The organism is Paeniglutamicibacter selenitireducens (assembly GCF_051550675.1).
Taxonomy (GTDB): Bacteria; Actinomycetota; Actinomycetes; order Actinomycetales; family Micrococcaceae; genus Paeniglutamicibacter.
The window spans coordinates 1-21402 of record NZ_JBPULF010000010.1 but is presented as its reverse complement, the minus strand read 5'-3'; the positions used below and the strand labels follow the sequence as shown (position 1 = coordinate 21402).

Here is a 21402-nt window from a genome sequence, read left to right as displayed (position 1 = left end):
AGTTTCCGCGGCGGGGACGGATGCCCCCTCTTCGCTTTCCGTGTCCCGTCGTGGCGGTTGCGATGCACAGCATGTGTAGACATTGCGTCTCCCCCAATAAATTGAATTGCGTAAATGCGTGAGTGTCCACAGCTTCTGCCGGGCACCTTGGAAAAACCTTGCCTGTGCCGGGGCCGTCCCAAGGTTTCACGAGGGCCCTCCACAGGCTTCCCCGAGATGGGCACGGAAGCCCCTGCCTCGTGCACAAGCCGTGGTCCACTACCCCCTTGGGGTCGATACCTTTCCCGGATTCCCCCTGCAGGAACGGGCCCGGGGCGAGCACCGGCGAATCCGTGCCGTGCTGTCTGGCCGCGGCGCCGACTGTCGCCAATCGCACAACAGCTTGGCCCCCGTTTGCGGCGGGCCGCCCGCGAAGCGGGTCAATAATGGAAAGCGGGCCTCGACGGGGTCCGCGCACGTGAAGACGAAACGCAAGGAGCCAGGTGAGCACCCCACACAATCCGCCAACGAAGCTATTCAGCAGGGATTTTGTGCTCGCCGCCGCCGCCAACCTCTTCATTTCCATGGTCTTCTACCTGCTCATGACCTCGATGGCGCTGTATGCGGTCGACCGCTTCCAGGCCTCGGACAGCGCCGCGGGCCTGGCCTCCAGCGCATTCATCATCGGTTCCGTCGCGGCCCGTCTCGTTGCCGGAAAGCTGTTGGCCCTCTGCGGCCGCAAGCCGCTGCTGGTCGTTTCCCTGGCCGTTTTCGTGCTGGTTTCCGTGCTGTACATCCCGGCAGGGTCGCTGTGGCTGCTTCTTGTGCTGCGGTTTGTCCACGGCATGGCCTTCGGCGCGGGAAACACCGCACTTGCAACCGCAGTCCAGGCACTCATACCTCCGGCGCGGCGCAGCGAGGGAACCGGATACTTCAGCCTTTCCAGCACGCTCTCGACGGCCGCGGGCCCTCTGCTGGCAGTGCTCCTGGCGGCGAGCGGCGACTACTTCACCGTGTTCGTCTTCTGCGCCGTTTCGTCGGTGGTTGCACTGCTGATCGGGATTCTGCTGAAGTTGCCGGAGCCTGCCAAGGCACCCGCGCACCCGCAGCACGGAGCCCGACTCGGAAGTATCCTGCGCTCGATCGTCAGTCCTGCGGCGCTGCCCGTCTCGCTGGTGATCCTCGTGTGCGGCGTCGCCTATTCGGGGATCATTTCCTTCCTGGCGCCGTTCCTGCTGTCCCGTTCGATGCCTGCCGCGGCCAGTTGGTTCTTCCTCCTCTATGCGGCAACGGTGCTGCTCTCCCGGCTGTTTGCCGGTCGTGTCCAGGACCGGCACGGCGACAACGCGATCATGTATCCCTTGCTGGCGGTGTTTGCCCTAGGCATGGCCATGCTGTCCTTCGAACCCAGCACCCTCACCGTCGCGCTTGCCGCGCTGCTCACAGGGCTTGGCTTCGGGGCGCTGATGCCCTGTGCCCAGGCGATTGCGGTGTCCGCGGTGTCGCCCACAGACATGGGTGTTGCCACCTCGACGTTCTTCCTCATGCTCGATCTGGGTGTCGGCTTCGGCCCCGTCATCCTGGGCCTTGCAATTCCGATGCTGGGATACACCGGCATGTTCGGAATCCTCGCCGCTGTGGCCGCCTTGGGAATCTGCCTGTACTACATGGTTCACGGACGGCATCGGTCCGGAACAGCCGCGGTTTCCTCCTGACGAACCGGCCGCCGACGCCGAAGCCCCTGGCCCTGGCCCTGGCCCTGGCAGGACGTACTACCCCTTGACAGGATTCCCTGCCGTTGCAGTCCGCATTCGGCCCCGGGAAACCGCCCACCACGGCGCTTGACCGCTTCACACAGGTCCGGCAGGATTTCTCGTCCAACCGCTCCAGAATACGGCGCTCATGCGGGGCGTGATCCGCACCACCGGATACCGTTGGGGCCGGGCCGCAGACTTACCATGGGATAAGCCCCTTCCACCCTAAGGTTTACTTTCGTGCCCCAATTTTCCCAGGCGCTAGCCCGCGGACTCAATGTCCGCCACGTCCGGTTCATGGCCCTCGGTTCGGCCATCGGAACCGGTCTTTTCTATGGTTCCGCAGCAGCCATCCAGGCCGCCGGTCCAGCCGTACTTCTGGCCTACATGATTGGTGGCGCGGCCGTCTTCATGGTCATGCGCGCCCTGGGAGAGATGGCAGTGCGCCATCCGGTGTCCGGATCCTTCGGCCAGTACGCCTCGAAGTACCTGGGGCCATTTGCGGGGTTCATCACCGGCTGGACATTTGCCTTCGAAATGGCCATCGTCGCCATCGCCGACGTCACAGCATTCGGCATCTACATGGGCTTCTGGTTCCCGGACGTGCCCCGGTGGATCTGGATCCTGGCGATCATCTTCTTCATTGCCGCCTTGAACACCATGAAGGTCAAGGTCTTCGGCGAAACGGAATTCTGGCTTTCCCTCATCAAGGTTTCCGCGATCATCGCCATGATCGCCGGTGGCGCCTTGATCGTTGCCTTCGGCTTCGGACTTCCGGCCGAGGCAAACCCGGGCATCGGGACGATGCTCGCGTCCGGCGGGTTCTTCCCCAACGGCTTCTGGGGCCTTCTGGCGTCGTTCTCGATCGTGATGTTTGCCTTTGGCGGCATTGAAACCATCGGCATCACGGCGGGCGAGGCCGAGAACCCGAAGAAGGTCGTTCCCGCGGCTATCAACACCGTGCCTGTGCGCATTCTGCTCTTCTACGTGTGCACCCTGGGCATCCTCATGATGATCTACCCGTGGAACCAGATCGGCACCGAAGGCAGCCCCTTCGTGCAGATCTTCGACAACCTGGGCATTCCCGCCGCGGCACACATCCTCAACGCGGTAGTCATCACGGCGGCGATCTCCGCCATCAATTCAGATATCTTCGGCGCAGGGCGCATGATGTTCGGTCTGGCTCAGCAGGGCCACGCCCCGGCTTCCTTCGCCAGGATTTCGCGCAACGGCGTGCCCTGGATGACGGTATTGGTCATGGGCATCGTCCTGCTACTGGGCGTGTGGCTCAATGCGGTGATGCCCGAATCGCTGTTCCTGATCATCGCATCGATCGCGACTTTCGCAACCGTGTGGGTGTGGGTCATGATCCTGCTCTCGCACATTGCCATGAAGCGAGCGATTGTCCGCGACAACCTTCCGGCCTCCGAGTTCCCCTCGCCATGGTGGCCTGCGGCCTCCTACGCTGCGTTGGCCTTCATGGGCTTTGTGATTGTGCTGCTCGGCATCGTCCCGGACACCCGAGTCGCACTGATCGTGGGGACCGTCTGGATCGGATTGCTCTTCGTCGCCTACAAGCTGTGGGTCCGCGGCAAGGGCCACCAACGGGCGGAGCTCGTTGACGAAACCGGGCTCGAATATGCCTCCGGGGACGCTCGTTAGCATCCCCAACGGGACGAGAGCAAACGATGCCGCCCACGGCCAGTGGGCGGCATCGTTTGTTTGCGCGGGATCTCAGGGAATTTCCTTATAGTTCGCCTCGGGAATATATGTTGTCAATGGCGCACCGTCGAGCTGCGCCATGGTTTGTTGTTCTCCACACAGGTGGGAATAGGCTTCGGCCACCGGCTGTTGACGAAAACATGACAGATACCCGCCTCAGCGTTGACATTTTTTCCGATATCGCCTGCCCCTGGTGCTTCATTGGCAAGCGCCGCTTCGAAAAGGCCGTGGAGGCTTTGCCGTTCGGCGCCAACATCGACGTGAAATGGCATGCCTTCCAGCTCGATCCGTCGCTGCCGGACCACTACGAGGGAAGCGAACTAGACTACCTGGTCAAGGCCAAGGGCATGCCGGCAGACCAGGTCGCCGGCATGCTTGAGCACGTGACCGGCCAGGCCGCAGCAGAAGGCTTGAAGTACGACTTCGACGCCCTGCGCCCAGCGAACTCTTTCACGGCCCTGCGCCTGCTGGCGTTGGCCAAGGAGCGCAACATGGGCGACGTGATGAAGGAAGCATTGCTGTCGGCCCACTTCGAAAAGGGCCTGGATACGGGAGACAAGGAAACCCTCCAGCGTATCGCCGATCAGGTGGGACTCGACGCCGCGGAGTCGGCGGAGGTCCTGTCCGGGGACAGGTACGCAGCCGAGGTCCGTGCCGATGGAACCCGGGCCCGGGAAATAGGTGTCACCGGCGTTCCGTTCTTTGTCCTGGACAACAAGTACGGAATTTCCGGCGCCCAGCCGTCCGAGGTATTCGAACAGGCGCTCAGCCAGGTATGGAAGGAAATCGGCGGAAGCCAGTTGCAGATGATGGATACGCCATCTGCCGACGGCGAGGTCTGTGGCCCCGACGGCTGCAACTAGCCGCTACTCCTTGGCCGACTTCGACGGCTCCGGCTCGGCCGGGGCCGTCGATTTCTTTTTGCTGGTGCATCCAAGCTTCCCGGGATTGGTGTTGACCTTGGTTTCCTTGACCAGCTTTTTGTACTTGGTGCCGATCACCAAGTCGACGGTCTTTCCTTTTCGCTTGGGATCAAACACATAGGTCAACCCCTTGATATGGCGCTGAACCGTCATTGCCTGCGCATACCCTTCGGGGCCCGAGGTCACCGCGCCGACGACATTGGTCTTGGACAGCCGGGCATTTCCTACTTCCCCCACCTTGAATCCCCGTTGCCCGAGTTTCGTGGCAGAGGCACCTGCAAGCCCCGCAATCTGTGTTCCGTTCATGACGTTGACCTTCATCTTGGACGGTTCAACGTAGTCGAATTGGTCCCTTGGACAGGCGCTGTTCGGTGCTACCGGGGCCTCGGCCACCGGCTTGGGTTCGAGGGCGTCGATGACGATGACACGTGTATTCACCAGGTAGGCCAGCACCAAGGCCCCGGCAAGAAGCACGAGCGCCACGGAGAGAATAACGCCGTGGCGTATGATTCGATGCCTTTTTGTCTTGGGATCGGCGCTGAACTCCGGGCTGGCCAGCTCGTCTTCGGTGACGATGTGGTGCCCATGCCATTCATTCGGGTTCGAATCACGCGCCATGTCCGTTTAGTCCTCGATCACCAGTACGCGGGCGTGCAGGATAGAACGCTGGTGCAGTGCGGTGCGCACGGCCCTGTGCAGTCCGTCTTCGAGATACCGCGTGCCTCGCCATTGGACCACGTGCGGGAAGAGGTCGCCGAAGAATGTCGAATCCTCGGCCAGCAGCGCAGCCAAATCTAGGGTGCTCTTGGTGGTCACCAACTCATCCAATCGAACTTGCATGGGAGGCACGGCCGCCCAGTCCTTGGGCGTCACGTAGCCATGGTCCGGATAGGGGCGAGAATCGCCGACAGATTTGAAGATCACCTGACCAGCTTAGGAAACTTCTGTAGATAAGTGGCAAGATTCGGCCAAGAATAATTCGAGTCGTTGGCTTTCTAGGTATTTTCAAAGCTTCCGTCAAGGCTCTCGTCTCATGGATTCACACTACGGAACTTGAGGTAACGCAAGCTGTCACATTCAAGTAAACCGGGTGCATTCTTGTGTCATGAATACAGTTCTTACTTCGGTACCGGTCTTGGATATGTCATCTGCCCGTCACGCCGACGGTAGCTTCAACGAAGAATTCATTTCCGGTCTGCGCGATGCCGCGCACAACGTCGGTTTCTTCCAGATCACCGGATACGGTGCGGCACCTGGGACTTCGCAGAAGCTGCTTGACACGATCGCCGAGTTCTTTGCGCGACCTGTCGAAGAAAAACTGGAGCTGGACAACCGTACCTCACCCCAATTCCGTGGATACACACGGCTGGGCGCAGAGGTCACCCGTGGCCGCGCAGACTCTCGGGAACAGATCGACTTCGGGCCGGATCTGGAGCCCCTGCCGGACGTACCGGAGGACAAGCCCTACTTGAAATTGCAGGGCCCGAACCAGTGGCCCACGGCGTTCCCGCAGCTCAAGACGGTGGCCATGGAATGGTCCGACTTGATGCAGAAGGTCGGCGCCGAATTGTTGGCCGCCCTAGCAGTGGGCATGGGGCTGCAGGAAGACTACTTCGCCCAGGCATTTGCCCCCGATCCAGCGTGGATGGGCAAGCTTGTGCACTACGTCGGCGGCGGCGTCGTCCCGGCTGCAGGCAACCAGGGCGTTGGAGCCCATGCCGACTACGGTTTCATCACCCTGTTGCTCCAGGACTCGGTGGGAGGCCTGGAGGTGCAGCCTTACGGCCACGAGGAATGGATCTCCGTCAAGCCGATTGACGGTGCCCTGGTGGTGAACCTTGGAGAAATGCTGGAGGTCGCAACCAACGGATACCTGATGGCAACCATCCACCGAGTCACTGCGCCTCCGGCGGGCGTCGATCGCTATTCGGTTCCCTTCTTCTATTCCCCGCGCCTCGATTCGGTGATCGACCCGGTGCAGCTGCCACCCCAGCTCGCCGATCAGGCGCGCGGGGTGTCAGACGACCCGGAAAATCCGATGCTGGCTTCGTACGGTGCGAACGTGCTCAAGGGCTGGCTCCGTGCACATCCGCAAACGGCGCAGGCACACTACCCGGATCTGGTGAAATAGGGTCCACCGCCGGCTTCGGGTGCCCTCGGATGTTCTGCGGGTCCCCGAGGCACCAAGGCCGGGGCACATGGCTTCGGCTTCCGGTCCACGGCACCCGACAGAGCGGTTGCCGTGGAACCGTGGTGGCAGCCGGGAAGCAGCACGTCCCTGCAGAACGGCACCCGGTTCTTCACGTGGGCTCTGCTCCATCGCATGTGGCCAACGCCGACCCGAATCAGTCACTATGATTTAGAGCATGACCGCTACACGTCCAGCCGATGTATCACGCCAGGAAGCAACTGGCGTGCTTAACCGCATCGGACTGAAAGTCACTGGCGGCAAACCCTTCTCGGATCTTCCAGTACAGCGCAAAGTCGCACTTTCGCAGTTGCCGATGTTCATCGCTGTGCTTTTCGCCTGCACGTTTGCCTTGTTCTCCAACTCCAAGGAAATCTACGGCGATCCATTTTTCAACGCCGGCGTGATCCTGGTGCTGCTTAACACCGTCGCAGCGTTCATGGTGCCGTGGCAAAGGTTCCGGTGGGAATTCACGTACCTGGCCGTCCCGGCATCCGGGTTGGTCGCAGCATCCCTCATCGCCATGGGCGGCTACTACTGGCTCAGCGGGTTGGTGCTCCTGATCGCCTTCCCGATTTTTTGGCTTGCCTGGTCCGGGGCCGCCCCCCGGTTGACGTTGCTGCTTTCGTTCGTGCTGCCGTTGGCAACAACAATGCTCCAGCTATGGCACAACGGCATACCTTTCACGGCAATGAACGTGGTTCGTCCGTTGCTCATACCGTTGGTGATCCTGGCACTGGCCGGCGTCACCGTGATCGTCGAGTACAACACCTCGCTCACGAACCGGAGGCTTCAGGAGTCGTTGACCAACAGCCGACGCCAGGCGCACCTGCTCAATGCCGTGCTGAACGCCGCAAACGTGGGCGTCGTTGTCGTCGATCGCGACGGGAACGACGTGTTGATGAATGAAATCCAACAGTTCCAGCATCGCCACGCGATTCCCGCGGAACTCCCCGATCCCACCGAGGACAAGCTCCTGGTGCGAGCCGTCTCCCAGAATTTCGAAGCCAGCCCGGAACTCATGCCGAGCGACCGCCGGCCGGTGCTGCGTGCCATCCGCCAAGAGGAATTCACGGACGAACTGATCGCGCTGGGCCCGCTCAACGACCCCATCTACAGCTCCACCTCGGCACGGTCCCTTTTCGACGATTCCGGCACCTACGACGGTGCGGTGATCATGTTCAAGAACGTCACCCCGATGATCGAGGCGTCGAAAACCAAGGACCGGATCCTGGCAAATGTCAGCCACGAGTTGCGCACGCCGTTGACCTCGATCCTCGGGTATCTCGATCTCCTCGAAGACGAGACGCAACTGAGCACCCAGACACGGAAATCGCTGGAAATCATTTCACGAAACACCAACCGGCTTTTGAGCATGGTCAACGACCTATTGGCGGTGGCTGCCGGGCGCCACCAGGTCCGGGTCGCCGATCTGGATTTCGGGGCCGTCGTACAGGCCCACGTTGAATCGATGGCTCCCCGTGCCGCGGCAGCCGGCATCGACCTCGTTCAGGGGAATCTCTGCCACGAACAGGTTTTGGGAGACTCGCTGCGTCTGGGGCAGGTTGTCGATAACCTCGTCTCCAACTCGCTCAAGTACACCGACCGGGGCGGTTCGGTGACGGTGGCGATGGAAAGCACCGACGACGAAATCTGCCTGCACGTCGTCGATACGGGGCACGGAATCTCCGAGGCGGACCTCAAACAACTATTCGTCAGGTTCTTCCGCAGCAGCGATGCACAGCAGTCCGGGTTGCCCGGGGTCGGCTTGGGCTTGGCCATTACACGAGAGCTGGTGATGGCTCACGGGGGGACCATCAGCGCGGTAAGCGAAATTGGACGCGGGACCACGATGACGGTCCGGATGCCGCTGAAGGCCGCAAGCCCCCATGTAGCTTCCTCGATCGACCTGCCGAAGGCGACCACCGATCTTAACTAGCGAGGCGGGTTGTTGATCCCCAAGATCAGCAACCCGCCTCGCTAAGAACCGCTTTACGCTCTCGCCCCCAAGACGCTAGCGATAGTTGTCCGGCTCTTTCGGTTCACTCAATGTGCCCGGCTCCCCCATTCAGTCGGTTACCCGCTGTACTGGCTTGGTTATTACTATTCCGTGTGAGTATCAAGTTCTCCATCAGAGTCAGGACAACTTTTCCACAATGATGGCGCAGGTTCGATTCGTCAATTCTTGAGGTTGTCTTGAGGGTTTCTTGGGGGCGATCATGAGCTTGGCCATCCATGATGGACAATATGACGATGCCATTGAGTTCACTAGATTCTGTGGTGTGTACACAGACCCTGGACAAGCTCATTGAAGACTTGGGCCGTGACTGCACATCCAGATTTGTTGCGCAGTTCTGCTCCATGTGGCCGACGCGGCTCAAACGACTTGAAGAAGCGCTGGGAAGCTGCAACAGCGATGCCGGGCAAGATGCAGCATTGTCGTTGAAATCAGGTGCGGCAATGGTGGGTGCCAGGGAACTGGCGGAGCTTGCCGAATGGTTGCACGGCGCATTTCGGGACGAGGTCGTCGATGTGCAGCGCAAACTGATCGCCATGATTCGCGACGTCGGTCGCCGCTCCATTCAAGCCCTATCAGCCCTGGAATTTGGCTAAAGCTCCAGCTTCCCGAAGTTATCGCCGTGGTTAGCGCTTCGCTGCCGACCGGTAGCCGACACCGCGAACCGTTTCAATCCACCGCGGGTCCTGGGTAGAGTCACCCAGTTTCCGGCGCAGGTTTCCCAGGTGGACCTCCACGGATCGTTCATCGGCGGAAGACACGTAGGTCCCCGAATCCGATTCCTCGTCCCGCAGCCGGCGAACGAGCTCCGTCTTGGTACGGATGTGTCCCTTGGAACCCAGCAGCACATCCAGCAGCGTGAATTCGGTTGGCGTGATGTTCTTTGCTTCCCCGTCCACCTCAACCGTGTAGGTCGACTGGTTGAGCACGAGCCCGTTCAGCGAACGGACGAAATCCTGCTCGGCCTGGGCCGGCTGCTTGTCAGGTCCGGCCTCGACGCGAACCACCGGGGAGTTGTTCGTCGATGCCGCTTGGCTGTTGCGTCGGCGCATGATGGCATCGACGCGCGCACGAAGCTCACGCGGCTTGAAGGGCTTGGTGACGTACTCGTCAGCCCCGGCTTCCAGCCCCAGGATCGTATCGATCTCGTCGGAACGGGCGGTCAGCATGACGATGTGGGCGTCGGAGATGGTCCGAATCCGGCGCGCCGTTTCGAACCCGTCGATGTCCGGGAGACCCAAGTCCAGGGTCACAAGGTCGGGGCGACGGGATTCCACCAGGGCGACGCCATTGACTCCTGAATGCGTGGAGTGAACGTCAAATCCCGACTGCAGCAGGACCACTTCGAGCAGCCCTCGAATGTCGTCGTCGTCCTCGACGACAACTGCAACACGGCGATCGCTCATCACATACACCTTTCACGGAGTCGACGCGCGGTCCAGGGACGGCGCAGGCCTCCCGCAAGTCTATTGAAAGTTGCCCGTTTGACCATAAAGCCGGTCCCGAGTGAGTCGTAGATCTCACTAAAAGACGCGCAAAACCCCATGTCCGAGTAGTTCTTGGTGCTTGCATAGGACGCAAGAAACGCCACTTTCCGCCATTCTCCGACCCGATCGACCGCTGCGGCATTCCGAAAAAGGATTCCGGGGTCCGGACCGAGCATTCCCGGTTACTTGGGGAATCCAGCAGTTAAAACGAAATCGGCCCTGACCTGATTTCTCAAGTCAAGACCGATTCCGTATCCGCGGAGGATGGGGGATTTGAACCCCCGAGGGCGTGAACCCAACACGCGTTCCAGGCGTGCGCCATAGGCCGCTAGGCGAATCCTCCAGCTTGCCCTATTCGGGCAGGTTCAAGCATAGCGGACATTTCCGGAGACGACGAATCGGGGTTTCACGAGCGTGTTGCCGACATGACGCAGGAGACTGCTTGGTCACCGCGATTGCCGCTGCTTCCGGGAGTGCCGTGTTTTCCACAAGCCCCGCACGGGCCAACGCCCGCCAAGGGGCCCGTGGTGCAATGAAACATGGGAAAACTCGCCGCTCACCAGATGAACATGGAGCCGGAGAGCGCCGGCATACCACCTGCCGGATCGCGCATTTTCTGCGGCGACGACGGAACGTGGATTGCAGGCGTCGAGCGGTTCCTCGCCACGGAACCCCTGCAATCCGCGGTTACCAAGGTCACATCGCAGCCATACCCCATGACCCCTTCCGAAGGGTTGGAACAATTGCGGCAAATCGGCCGCATACGGTCAATGCTCGATGGCCTTGAGGCAATGCTCCTGGCCGACACCAGTGAAATGGTCCAGCGCGGCCTGCCGACTCCCCTCTCGGAAGAAAACCCGACGCTTTTTGACTACAAGCGGGAAGTGGAGGAACACGGCTACCCCATCTCCCGATTGGACCAGGACCTGAACCGTTCGTCATTCGTGGCGGAGGCCGCCATGGTCACCCGGACCTCCGAAAGAACCACATTCAACCGTCTCGCCACGGCAGAAGGCCTTCGATACGTCCATGACAAGTCACTCTTCGAACTTTGTCGGGGAAGCATCACCGGCCGCACTGCCGGCGCCCTCGTCAAGCAAACCCAGGGAATCCCTGCGAGCACCGCCCGGCAAATCGAAACGTCGATGCTACCTTCGGCCCTGACCGCCTCGGATTCCTCCATGGCGCTCCGGATCAAGCGTCAGCGCGAGCGCCTCCATCCCGAACCCGCTGCCCACCGACGTTCGAGGGCGGAGGGCGGACGTTCGTTGATGTGGTGGCCGGAATCCGACGGAATGGCGGTCCTTCAGGCATACCTGCCGGCGGAAGACGTCCTGGCGATCTACAACACCGTTAATGCCCATGTCGGGCGCCTCATGGACGCCGAGGAAGTACGGCATGTCGGGCAGCTTCGTGCGGACGTGTTCCGTGACAGCCTGATCGACGGCTGGCCGGGCGGAAAGCGCCAGTGCGCGGGCATGTTTGTTGGCCTGACAATCCCCGCCCTAGAGCTATTGACGAACCCGGAGCGGGGCATCGCCGACCTTGAAGGCTACGGCCCCGTCCCACTGGGGGTAGCCCTGAGGCTTGCCGCCAAGGCTCCCTCCCTGAAGCCAATCCTCACCGATCCATGGACCGGTTCCATCCTGGATCTCGGACGCAAGCGCTACAAGCCGTCCAAGGCGCTTCGGGATTTCCTGCGGGTTCGCGACGGACACTGCAGATTCCCGGGATGCCGCCGCGCCCCGCTGCTATCAGAAGTCGACCACATCGAAGCCTGGGCCAAAGGCGGTGAGACGTCCCGGGAAAACGCCGAGTACCTCTGCAAACGGCACCAGGTCTACAAGCACGTGCTGGGCTGGGAGGCCGTGCACTTGGGCAACGGGTCAATCAAGTGGCGAACGCCCCACGGGATCACCCAGTTGGAACTGCCTGATGGCCTGATCCATCCCGGGCCGCTGAATCCCGAGCCCGAGCCGCGGCAGCTCATGCTGCCCCCGCTGCCCCTTGACCAGCAGACCCGGCGCCTTCTGGGGTGGGGCGATTCCGAGGCGATCCCGGGTTTCCCGGAGAACGAGCCAGGCTCTTAGGCCGATTTTCAACCACGGGCAATCCTCGGGTAGACTTTTCAACGGCCCCTCATGTGGTGTCATCCTGTTGAACTCCCCCAGGACCGGAAGGTAGCAAGGGTAGATGGGCTCTGGCAGGTGCATGAGGGGCTTTTACTGTCTGCCCGGGGTTGCGGTTGCTGCCTGAGGGATTGAAAAGGAGTAGTCATGGGTGCCGGTCGATTCGCTCCCAGCCCTTCAGGGGAGCTCCACCTCGGCAACCTCCGCACAGCGATCCTGGCCTGGCTGTTCGCCCGTTCCACGCAACGCGAATTCCTGATGCGTGTCGAAGACCTGGACCGTGCCCGGGCCGGGGCGGAAGAACTCCAGCTCGCCGACCTGCGCGCCATCGGCCTTGAGTGGGATGGGCCTACTGTCCGCCAAAGCGAACGCATGCCCCTCTACGCAGCAGCAATCGAGGAACTGCGTTCCCGCAACCTGCTCTTCGAGTGCTTCTGCACCCGGCGGGACATTGCCGAGGCCGGCAGCGCGCCGCACGCCGCACCCGGAACCTATCCCGGCACTTGCCGCAACCTGACCGAATCCGAGCGGGACGCCAAGCGCCTGACACGCCCGGCCGCCCTGCGCCTGCGCAGCGAAACCATCGAGTTCACCATCACCGATGCCTTGCACGGGCCCTTCACCGGGGTCGTCGACGACTTTGTGGTTCTGCGCAACGACGGTGTTCCCGCGTACAACCTGGCGGTCGTTGTCGACGACGGCGTGCAGGGCATCGACCAGGTCGTGCGCGGAGACGACCTGCTTTCCTCGGCACCGCGCCAGGCCTACCTGGCTTCGCTCCTGGGGTATGCCGCACCGAGCTACGCCCACGTCCCACTGGCCCTGAACGCCGAGGGGAAGCGGCTGGCCAAGCGCGACGGGTCTGTCACACTGGGCCAGCTGTCCGCCCACGGCGTCGACCCGGAGGAAGCGAGGTCCATGATGCTGGCCTCGCTGGATCTGCCGACCACGTCGCTTGATGCCGCATTGGCGGCCTTCGACCCAGCACTTCTGCCCACGGAACCGTGGGTCTTCACAACCGATCCGGGTGGACGGCGCGGGATGCGCTCGGCACCGGAAAACCGATAGGGTGGCCATCGTGAGTACAGCCCTTTACCGTCGCTACCGTCCCGACAATTTCGCGGACGTGATCGGGCAGGAACATGTCACCACACCGCTGATGACGGCCCTGGACAAGAACCGGGTCAATCATGCCTACCTCTTCTCCGGTCCGCGCGGTTGTGGCAAGACCACTTCCGCCCGCATCTTGGCGCGCTGCCTGAACTGCGCCCAGGGCCCGACGCCGACCCCGTGCGGCACCTGCCCCAGCTGCGTCGAGTTGGCCAGCGGCGGACCGGGTTCGCTCGACGTCATCGAGATCGATGCCGCCTCCCACGGCGGCGTGGACGACGCCCGTGACCTGCGCGAGCGTGCCACGTTCGCCCCGGTGCGCGACCGCTACAAAATCTTCATCATCGACGAGGCCCACATGGTCACCTCGGCCGGCTTCAACGCCCTGCTGAAGATCGTCGAAGAGCCGCCGGAGCACATCAAGTTCATCTTCGCGACGACCGAGCCGGACAAGGTCATCGGCACGATCCGTTCGCGCACCCACCACTACCCGTTCCGCCTGGTTCCGCCCGAACCGCTGATCAAGTACCTCGAGCACCTCTGCGAGGCCGAGGGCGTCGCCGTGGCCCCCGGCGTGCTCTCGCTGGTCATCCGTGCCGGCGGCGGATCGGTACGCGACTCGCTCTCCGTGCTGGACCAGCTGATCGCCGGTGCCGGACCCGACGGCCTGGACTACGAGCTGGCGGTGTCGCTGCTTGGCTACACGCACGCCTCGCTGCTTGACGACGTCGTCGATGCCCTGGGCGCCGGGGACGCAGCCACCGTGTTCGGCGCGGTGGACCGCGTCATCCAGACCGGGCACGACCCGCGGCGCTTCGTCGAGGACCTCCTGGAGCGCTTCCGCGACCTGATCATCGTGCGCGCCGTCCCCGAGAACGCCTCGCAGATCATCCGGGGCCTGCCCGAGGACCAGCTGCACCGCATGCAGGCCCAGGCCGCGGGGCTGGGCCAGGCCGAGCTCAGCCGCTGGGCCGATGTCACGAACACCGGACTGACCGAAATGTCCGGTGCCACCTCGCCGCGCCTGCACCTCGAGCTGCTCTGCGCCCGTTTGCTGCTGCCTGCATCCGACGCCAGCGAGCGCGGATTCAACGCGCGCATGGACCGGGTCGAACGCCGCCTGGCTTACGCCGGCGACGACCTCCCGCCGGCACCGGTCGGGGATTCCGGCCACGCCGGATACGCATCCGATGCTTCTTCCGGCATGGAGTCGGACAACCAGGGCCAGGGAGCCGCAGCGGTGCGCGAGGCACTGCGTGCTGCGCGGGCCCAGAAATCGGGCGGTGCCGCAGCTCCGGCACCCGCGGCACCGGCAACCCCGGCACCTGAAACACCCGCTCGGGAGTCCGCTCCCGTTCCGGCTGCTTCCGCCCCGGAAACCCCCGCGGCTCCTGCAGCCCAGGCACCCGCAACCCCAGCACCGACGGACGACTCCGAGAATTCCGCCGATTGGGGAGGCACCTGGGGACCTGTGCCCGATGCGCCTGCCAACCCCGTGACACAGCCCGTTGCACCCGCCCACAGCACGCCGGTGAACCCGCCGGCGGACGTGCCGCCGTTCAGCATCCTGCCCGATCGCGAACGAGAGTCCGGGGACGACGTACCCGCGCCCGCCGCGGCGCCCGCACCGATCCAGCAGAACCAGGCCATGGCCGAGTTCACCAAGCGTGCCATGGAGGAAAAGGCCGCGAAGGAACGCGAGGCCCAGGAGCGGGCCCGCCAGGAGCAGGCTGCCCGCGAACAGGCCGCAGCCGAACAGCGAGCCGCCCAGGAACAGGCCGCCCGCGAATCCGCGGCCCGGGAACAGCGCGCCGCCCAGGAAGCCGCCGACCAGGAGCGCGCGGCCCAGCAGCAGGCTGCACAACAACTGGCGGCGCAACAACAGGCCCAGCAGCAACGCCAGCAGCAGTCACCGTCCCAGCAGCAGCAACGCCCTCCGCAGTTCCAGCAGGCGCCAACCCAGCAGGGCGCGCCGCAGCAGCACCCGGGACAGGCCCAGCAGCCATCCGCCGAGCAGGTTTCCCAGGCACCCGGAGCAGCGGCTCACGCCGGCGGCGCCGGGTCGGTGGAGATGTTCCGCCGCGCCTGGCCTGACATCCTCGAGGAGCTCAAGAACGCCAAGCGGTTCCTGTGGATGACGGTGGCACCGCATGCCGCGGTCACCGGCTTCGACGGCCGTACGCTGACTGTCAGCTTCGCCAACCCGGGCGCGTTGACCGCGTTCACCTCGCGGCCCGAGCACATCTCCATCCTCGGCCAAAGCATCCAGAAGGTCCTGGGTGTCCAGGTCGAGTTGGCCATCGTCGCGGGAGGGTCCGCACCGGCGGGTGGTTCGGGCCCAAAAGCTGATCGCCGGCCCGAGCCGGCGGTGACCCCGAGTCCAGCTGAACCCGCACCACAGCAGCACGCCGCCACTTCCTCCCCCGGTGCAAGCGCACCCGCTTCATCGGGTTGGGGAACCCCGCACGCAGCACCGCAGCCGGCGGCCCCCGCCCCGGTCCGGGCTGCCGCGCCCGAACCTGCCCAGGACCGGGTTGCCCAGCAACCGTCCCGGCCGCAGCCGACGGCCACCGGTGTGCCCGTGTTCCCCCGGGAACCCGCGGCGCCCGCCCCTGCCGCACCGGCACCCGTGGCCCCTGCGCCGGCGGCGCCCGCCCCGGCGCCCCGTACGGCACAGTCAGCTTCGTCGCCCGCTTCCCCCGCGCAGTCGTCGCCTCCCTTTGGCGACGACGACCCGGGATACGGCCCGGAACCCACCTACGACTCGGAGCCGTGGGACGACGCCGGCGGGGACTGGGACGCCTCCTCGGTCCCCGTGCCCGAATGGGATGCCGAGGTCGGCACCGCTCCTGCTTCCCCGGAACCCGCCTGGGGCTCGGGAACCGCTGCCCCGGCACCGCGTGCGGCGGCGGAATCACTCGCCCCGATCGCACCTCCGGCGACCCCCAAGGGGTACGTCGCACCGGCTCCCTCGCTGGGTGCTGCCGACAGGCCCGTTGCCCCACCGCCGGGCGCACCGGCCGCCACGTGGGGCATGCCGGTGCCCGCGCCGGCCGCCGTTCCCGGCACAAGTACGGCCCCGGCATCGAACGCACCGGGACCTGACGGGAAGCTCAGCCGCTACCAGCGGCTCATGAACCGCGCCGCTGGCGTACCCGATGCCCCGGGCAGCTCGTATGCCGCACCGCAGGTTCCCACCGACCCCGCCGCCGGGGCCTGGGGCAACCCCGCGGATGCCCCAGATTTCGCGCGCCCTCGCCCCACCCCGGAGCCGGCCCAACCCGCTCCTGCCCAGCAGGCGCCGGTAGAATCGGAGGATACGGAATTCGTTCCCAGCGACGACGACATCGCCATCGAGGACTCGTCGCTGATCGGTGTTCCGGCCATCGAGCGCATCCTCAAGGGCCGGGTCATCGAGGAGCGCGATCCGCAGGGCAACGTGGTCGACCGCCCGGACAGGATCCGCTAGTCCCCGCGGGCGCCTTCACGTAAGTGTCGCGCGGGACGTGTAGTCTCACCCACGGTCAGTTATCGCGAACAGCAACATTAGGCAGTGTGAACGCAAGTGTACGAAGGCGCAGTCCAGGAACTCATTGACGAGTTGGGCAGGCTTCCGGGGATCGGCCCGAAGTCCGCGCAGCGCATCGCCTTCCACATCCTCGAGGCGGACCCCGAGGACATGAAGCGCCTCTCCGAGTCCATCCGCGTGGTCAAGGAACGCGTGAAGTTCTGCAGCGTCTGCTTCAACGTCTCCGAATCCGAGACCTGCGGGATCTGCCGCGACGAGCGCCGCAGCGACTCGGTGATCTGCGTGGTCGAGGAGTCCAAGGATGTCATGGCGATCGAGCGTACCCGCGCCTTCACCGGGCGTTACCACGTGCTCGGCGGGGCCATCAACCCCATTAACGGGATCGGGCCCGAGCAGCTGCATATCCGCGAACTCGTGGCCCGGCTGGGCGACGAGCGCATCACCGAGATCATCCTGGCCACGGACCCGAACCTCGAGGGCGAGGCCACGGCCACGTTCCTGACCCGCACATTGCGCCCGCTGGGCATCGAAATCACCCGCCTGGCCTCCGGGCTCCCGGTGGGCGGGGACCTGGAATACGCCGACGAGGTGACCCTTGCCCGGGCCATCGAGGGACGCCGCTCGACGGCTCCGGCCGCCCCTGTGGTCCCGCCGGTCCGCTCGGCACCGGCTGCGGCTCCGGCTGCCGCGGCAAGCACCCCGGTGTCCGGAGCACCGGTCCCCGACGCCCCGGGCACTGTCTCCGCCGGCTGAACCACGCTCGGCTGAACCGGGTTTTGCTCAACCCGCTCGGCTGAACTCTCCCGTTTCAACCCCGGCCGGCGAAAACGGCGGCCGGGACTAGGCGATGCGCGTTCCCGAGGCCAGCCGTCCGGCAGGGGTCCGCAACTTGCGGCGGCCCGCCAACAGCAGGCCGCCGGCCAGCAGCAGCTGCAGGCCCAGGCCCAACGGCCACAGCGGGACCGAATCGGCCGGCGCCTGCACCTCGCTCTTGACGCCGTTGAGGCACGGCGTGTTGTAGGTCTGCCCGCCCTGGGACATGCGCACGCCTTCGCTGATGGCGCCCATCGGCCCCATCGCGTTGAACGAGTCGTCCCCTGGGTCCACCGCCGGGCGCGGCACCGCATCGGCCACCACCACGAACGGGTTGGCGGCCAGCAGCCAGGTGTTCCGCTCGGTCGCGTAGGTGGTCTGCGGATACAGCGCCGACCCGCAGGTGTAGTTGTTTTCGTCCCACACGACAGCGCCTTCCCCGTTGATGTATTCATCGGGCCAGACCTGTTCGGAGACCATGACCTCGCTCCTGACCAGTTCCATGCTCAGTCCGTAGCCAATCAGCGTCCCGAGGCCAAGCATCGCGACCAGCAGGTAGGAGACCATCACGGCGAAGAGGGTCCGGTTGGCCAGCGCCGAGACGCCGACGCCTATCGCGCAGACAACCGCCAGCTCCAGGGCCAGCATGCCCAGGAGCACCGGCGCCCCGGGCAGGTACACGTCCCCGTAGGTCATGGCCCAGCCGATCAGCGGGATCGTCACCGCCAGGAAGCCCAGCGAGGCGACCCATGCGGCAAGCCACTTGCCCACGAGCAGCTGCCCCGGGGTGAGCAGGGTGTTCTGCAGGATCGCGAGGGTGCCGTTGGCCCTGTCTCCGGTGATGGAGTTGGAGCTCAGCGCCGGGGCAATGAGCATCCCGAAGAACAGGACGAACGCGACGACCAGCTCGAACATGACCTGGCCCTGGCCGAAGGACTCGGCACCGACCGTGGCCGCCGACAGGGCCACCACTGAGGCAATCACCGCGAACCAGATCGCCAGCATGATGTACCAGCCTCGGCTCCTCACGCGCTGGAGGATTTCCAGCCTGAAGATCGTTCCGACGCCGGCAAGGAAGCCCAGGGCAGGGCCCGCTTCGGCGGGGCGTTGCGTGACGGGGGCGCTCATGGCGCTCCTTCCTCGAGGCTCAGGTAGGTTTCTTCAAGCAGGCCGGCTGACGGGGCGAAGGCCGTGACAGGCACGCCCGCCGTGACGAGCACGTTGAGCAGTGACGCCGCTTCGGTCTCGGAGGCCAGGGTGGCCTTGGCGCTGCCGCGGGGCGAGTCGAGGTCGTGCTGGTAGGTGGCCTGCACCTGGTTTTCCTCGAGCACCCGGCGCAGCGCGGGGACGTCGAGCGTGGCGATGGTGTAGCCGCGGGCCTGTTCCCCGGCCTCGGCCAGCGTCTGGCTGCGCACGGTGCGGCCCTTGGAGATGAACACCGCGGCATCGGCCATCTCGTCCAGCTCCGCCAGCACGTGGGAGCTGATCACCACGGTCTTCCCGGCATCGGCAAGCTGCCGGAGCAACACCCGCAGCTGGACCCGGGCTCCCGGGTCCAGCCCGCTGGCCGGCTCGTCGAGCAGGAGCACTGCGGGGTCGTTGATCAGTGCGCGGGCCAGCGACAGCCGCTGTGCCTGGCCCCGCGAGAACACCCGGGCGGGGGCGTCGGCCAGGTCGCCGAGGTCCACCAGCTCGAGCAATTCCGCCGCACGGACCGCAGCGCGCTGCTTGTCCATGCCGTAGAGCGCGGCAACGGTCTTGAGGATCTCGCGGCCGGTCAGCGCCTCCCAGGCGCCGAGGGTGTCCGGCATCCAGCCAAGCACCGCACGCACGGCGCGCGGGTTCGTCGACGGATCGAGTCCGGCGACGGAGATGGATCCGCGGTCAGGGTGCAGCAGCGAGGCGAGCATCAGCAGCAGCGTGGTCTTCCCGGAACCGTTGGGTCCGATCAGCGCCGTGACCTCTCCGGGTTCCGCCCGGAAGTCGATGTTTTCGACGGCCTGCACCGGCCCGAACGAGCGTGCGAGGCCGCTGGCGAGGATGCCGCCGGGGCGTGGGTCTTCTGGTTCCATGAGCTGCTGCTTCCCCGTTTCAGGACGTGAACGTTGCCCCCAACCCTACGCACCATGCCCTGTCACGTCCGGTTTGACGGAGTTTCGTTATCGAATCGACGTAATCGCTGATTCCGGGACGGGCCATTGGGCACGAAGTGACCCACGCGACATTCGACCAAGCAATCAGACCAGCGCGTGCGTCGTTTATGACCCATCGTGGTCATCTATTGCCGGGGTCGTGCACCACAATGGCTAAACTGAATCCGATGCCGCGCCTGCGGTGTCCTTCCCAGATTTGAGAAACCCCCCACCATGGAGTGTGCTGACGCATGAGCCTGATTGTCCAGAAATTCGGCGGATCGTCCGTTTCCGATGCCGAAGGCATCAAACGTGTTGCCCGCCGGATTATTGACACCAAGTCCGCCGGCCACGAAGTCGTCGTCGTTGTCTCCGCCATGGGCGACACCACCGACGACCTGCTGGATTTGGCCGGCCAGCTGACCGAAGAGGCGCCGGCACGCGAAATGGACATGCTCCTCTCCGCCGGCGAACGCATCTCCATGGCCCTGCTGGCGATGGCCATCGACGGGCTGGGCGCCAAGGCCGCGTCGTTCACCGGTTCCCAGGCCGGCGTGATGACCGACTCCATCCATGGAAAGGCCCGCGTCATCGAGGTTTCCCCGCAGCGGGTGCGCCGTGCGATCGACCGCGGCTACGTGGCCATCGTCGCCGGGTTCCAGGGCATGAGCAAGGAATCCAACGACGTGACCACCATGGGCCGCGGCGGATCCGACACCACCGCGGTGGCCCTGGCCGCAGCCCTGGGCGCCGACGTCTGCGAAATCTACACCGACGTCGACGGCGTGTACACGGCCGATCCACGCGTGGTCTCGACCGCCCACAAGATCGACACGATTTCCAGCGAGGAAATGCTGGAAATGGCGGCTTCAGGCGCCAAGATCCTGCACCTGCGCTGCGTTGAATACGCACGTCGCTTTGGGGTTCCATTGCATGTGCGCTCGTCCTTCAGCAGCAACGAAGGGACCTGGGTCCTCCCCAGCCCCGATGACCAGATCAAGATCCAAGAAGGAGAACCCTTGGAACAGCCCATCATCTCCGGCGTAGCCCATGACCGTTCCGAAGCCAAGGTCACCGTCGTCGGCGTTCCCGACATCCCGGGCAAGGCCGCCCAGATCTTCGGTGTGATCGCCGGTGCCCACGCCAACATCGACATGATCGTGCAGAACTTCTCGACCTCCGGGTCCGGGCGCACCGACATTTCCTTCACCCTGCCCATGGTTGACGGCAAGGACGTGCAGGATGCCCTGCGCGCCGCGCAGGAGGAAATCGGCTTCGAGGACATCTCCTACAACGAGAACGTCGGCAAGCTGTCCCTGATCGGTGCGGGCATGCGCTCGAACCCGGGCGTCTCCTACACCTTCTTCGAGGCCCTGCACCAGGCCGGCGTGAACGTCGACATGATCTCCACCTCGGAGATCCGCATCTCGATCGTCACCGACGCCAACAAGCTGGACACCGCGGTCCGCGCCATCCACGCCGCGTTCGACCTGGATTCCGACGACGAGGCAACCGTCTACGGCGGCACCGGCCGCTAGGCCCAAACGAGGCACCGTGGTGGGGGGGGGGGGGGGGGGGGGGTGTGGGGCCCCCCCCCGCCCCCCCCCCCAATTTTTTTT

Annotated in this window: 15 protein-coding genes, 1 tRNA gene, 1 other RNA gene and 1 pseudogene; 12 read left to right on the top strand and 6 right to left on the bottom strand. The window is 64.5% G+C overall.

Annotation, left to right across the window (positions count from 1 at the left end):
* Positions 1–482 precede the first annotated feature (482 nt).
* The 3 genes from ACSYDW_RS15700 (at position 483) to ACSYDW_RS15690 (ending at position 4318) form a co-directional block, all read left to right on the top strand.
* Positions 483–1694: an MFS transporter gene (locus tag ACSYDW_RS15700; protein WP_438339668.1), complete on the top strand. Its 1212-nt coding sequence runs from the start codon at positions 483–485 to the stop codon at positions 1692–1694.
* Positions 1695–2030: 336 nt separating this feature from the next.
* Positions 2031–3395, top strand: coding sequence for an amino acid permease (locus ACSYDW_RS15695; RefSeq protein WP_438339786.1), 1365 nt, complete (start codon positions 2031–2033; stop codon positions 3393–3395).
* 200 nt (positions 3396–3595) lie between these two features.
* Complete coding sequence (locus ACSYDW_RS15690) at positions 3596–4318, top strand: DsbA family oxidoreductase (protein ID WP_438339667.1); 723 nt, start codon at positions 3596–3598, stop codon at positions 4316–4318.
* A 3-nt stretch (positions 4319–4321) separates the two neighbouring features.
* On the opposite strand, the gene ACSYDW_RS15685 is transcribed toward ACSYDW_RS15690, so the two are convergent.
* Entirely contained in the window at positions 4322–4996 is a 675-nt protein-coding gene (locus tag ACSYDW_RS15685) for a LytR C-terminal domain-containing protein (RefSeq protein ID WP_438339666.1), read from the bottom strand.
* A gap of 6 nt (positions 4997–5002) precedes the next feature.
* Positions 5003–5302 (bottom strand): type II toxin-antitoxin system VapB family antitoxin, encoded by a 300-nt coding sequence (locus tag ACSYDW_RS15680; RefSeq protein WP_387530487.1) that lies wholly within the window; start codon positions 5300–5302, stop codon positions 5003–5005.
* A gap of 181 nt (positions 5303–5483) precedes the next feature.
* Here ACSYDW_RS15680 and ACSYDW_RS15675 point away from each other — a divergent pair, with 181 nt between their 5' ends.
* From ACSYDW_RS15675 to ACSYDW_RS15665, 3 genes are all read left to right on the top strand, one after another.
* Complete coding sequence (locus tag ACSYDW_RS15675; protein WP_438339665.1) at positions 5484–6509, top strand: isopenicillin N synthase family dioxygenase; 1026 nt, start codon at positions 5484–5486, stop codon at positions 6507–6509.
* A gap of 283 nt (positions 6510–6792) precedes the next feature.
* Positions 6793–8505 carry a sensor histidine kinase gene (locus ACSYDW_RS15670; RefSeq protein ID WP_438339664.1) on the top strand — a complete coding sequence of 571 codons (1713 nt, stop codon included), beginning with the start codon at positions 6793–6795 and terminating at the stop codon, positions 8503–8505.
* A 308-nt stretch (positions 8506–8813) separates the two neighbouring features.
* Positions 8814–9179, top strand: coding sequence for an Hpt domain-containing protein (locus tag ACSYDW_RS15665; protein WP_438339663.1), 366 nt, complete (start codon positions 8814–8816; stop codon positions 9177–9179).
* Positions 9180–9209: 30 nt separating this feature from the next.
* Here ACSYDW_RS15665 and ACSYDW_RS15660 read toward each other — a convergent pair whose 3' ends face one another.
* A complete protein-coding gene (locus ACSYDW_RS15660; protein ID WP_438339662.1) occupies positions 9210–9989 on the bottom strand; it encodes a response regulator transcription factor in 780 nt (259 codons plus the stop codon).
* Positions 9990–10328: 339 nt separating this feature from the next.
* Positions 10329–10413, bottom strand: a tRNA-Ser gene (locus ACSYDW_RS15655).
* A gap of 427 nt (positions 10414–10840) precedes the next feature.
* Here ACSYDW_RS15655 and ACSYDW_RS15650 point away from each other — a divergent pair.
* From ACSYDW_RS15650 to recR, 5 genes and pseudogenes are all read left to right on the top strand, one after another.
* The gene (locus ACSYDW_RS15650; protein ID WP_438339661.1) at positions 10841–12160 is read left to right on the top strand and encodes an HNH endonuclease; all 1320 of its coding nucleotides are present in this window, start codon (positions 10841–10843) and stop codon (positions 12158–12160) included.
* 40 nt (positions 12161–12200) lie between these two features.
* Positions 12201–12297: signal recognition particle sRNA small type (gene ffs, locus ACSYDW_RS15645), an RNA gene on the top strand.
* 49 nt (positions 12298–12346) lie between these two features.
* On the top strand, positions 12347–13267 hold the full coding sequence (gene gluQRS / locus ACSYDW_RS15640) for a tRNA glutamyl-Q(34) synthetase GluQRS (protein ID WP_438339660.1): 921 nt from the start codon (positions 12347–12349) through the stop codon (positions 13265–13267).
* A gap of 10 nt (positions 13268–13277) precedes the next feature.
* On the top strand, positions 13278–16778 hold the full coding sequence (locus ACSYDW_RS15635; protein WP_438339659.1) for a DNA polymerase III subunit gamma and tau: 3501 nt from the start codon (positions 13278–13280) through the stop codon (positions 16776–16778).
* Positions 16779–16874: 96 nt separating this feature from the next.
* Positions 16875–17462: pseudogene (gene recR, locus ACSYDW_RS15630) on the top strand (recombination mediator RecR); the annotation flags it as partial.
* A 216-nt stretch (positions 17463–17678) separates the two neighbouring features.
* Here recR and ACSYDW_RS15625 read toward each other — a convergent pair.
* Both ACSYDW_RS15625 and ACSYDW_RS15620 read right to left on the bottom strand, forming a co-directional pair.
* The gene (locus ACSYDW_RS15625) at positions 17679–18779 is read right to left on the bottom strand and encodes an ABC transporter permease (protein WP_438339658.1); all 1101 of its coding nucleotides are present in this window, start codon (positions 18777–18779) and stop codon (positions 17679–17681) included.
* Entirely contained in the window at positions 18776–19723 is a 948-nt protein-coding gene (locus tag ACSYDW_RS15620; protein WP_438339657.1) for an ABC transporter ATP-binding protein, read from the bottom strand. Before ACSYDW_RS15620 ends, ACSYDW_RS15625 begins: the two co-directional genes overlap by 4 nt.
* 311 nt (positions 19724–20034) lie before the next feature.
* On the opposite strand from ACSYDW_RS15620, the gene ACSYDW_RS15615 reads away from it, so the two are divergent.
* A complete protein-coding gene (locus tag ACSYDW_RS15615) occupies positions 20035–21321 on the top strand; it encodes an aspartate kinase (protein ID WP_438339656.1) in 1287 nt (428 codons plus the stop codon).
* The last annotated feature ends 81 nt before the right edge of the window (positions 21322–21402 follow it).

What these genes read in the sequence shown, in the direction of transcription:
- ACSYDW_RS15620 (WP_438339657.1), bottom strand. Translation starts at nt 19,723, where the DNA reads ATGGAACCAGAAGACCCACGCCCCGGCGGCATCCTCGCCAGCGGCCTC.
- gluQRS (WP_438339660.1), top strand. Translation starts at nt 12,347, where the DNA reads ATGGGTGCCGGTCGATTCGCTCCCAGCCCTTCAGGGGAGCTCCACCTC.
- ACSYDW_RS15625 (WP_438339658.1), bottom strand. Translation starts at nt 18,779, where the DNA reads ATGAGCGCCCCCGTCACGCAACGCCCCGCCGAAGCGGGCCCTGCCCTG.
- ACSYDW_RS15650 (WP_438339661.1), top strand. Translation starts at nt 10,841, where the DNA reads ATGCTCGATGGCCTTGAGGCAATGCTCCTGGCCGACACCAGTGAAATG.
- ACSYDW_RS15660 (WP_438339662.1), bottom strand. Translation starts at nt 9,989, where the DNA reads ATGAGCGATCGCCGTGTTGCAGTTGTCGTCGAGGACGACGACGACATT.
- ACSYDW_RS15690 (WP_438339667.1), top strand. Translation starts at nt 3,596, where the DNA reads ATGACAGATACCCGCCTCAGCGTTGACATTTTTTCCGATATCGCCTGC.
- ACSYDW_RS15685 (WP_438339666.1), bottom strand. Translation starts at nt 4,996, where the DNA reads ATGGCGCGTGATTCGAACCCGAATGAATGGCATGGGCACCACATCGTC.
- ACSYDW_RS15695 (WP_438339786.1), top strand. Translation starts at nt 2,031, where the DNA reads ATGGCCCTCGGTTCGGCCATCGGAACCGGTCTTTTCTATGGTTCCGCA.
- ACSYDW_RS15675 (WP_438339665.1), top strand. Translation starts at nt 5,484, where the DNA reads ATGAATACAGTTCTTACTTCGGTACCGGTCTTGGATATGTCATCTGCC.
- ACSYDW_RS15615 (WP_438339656.1), top strand. Translation starts at nt 20,035, where the DNA reads ATGAGCCTGATTGTCCAGAAATTCGGCGGATCGTCCGTTTCCGATGCC.
- ACSYDW_RS15665 (WP_438339663.1), top strand. Translation starts at nt 8,814, where the DNA reads ATGACGATGCCATTGAGTTCACTAGATTCTGTGGTGTGTACACAGACC.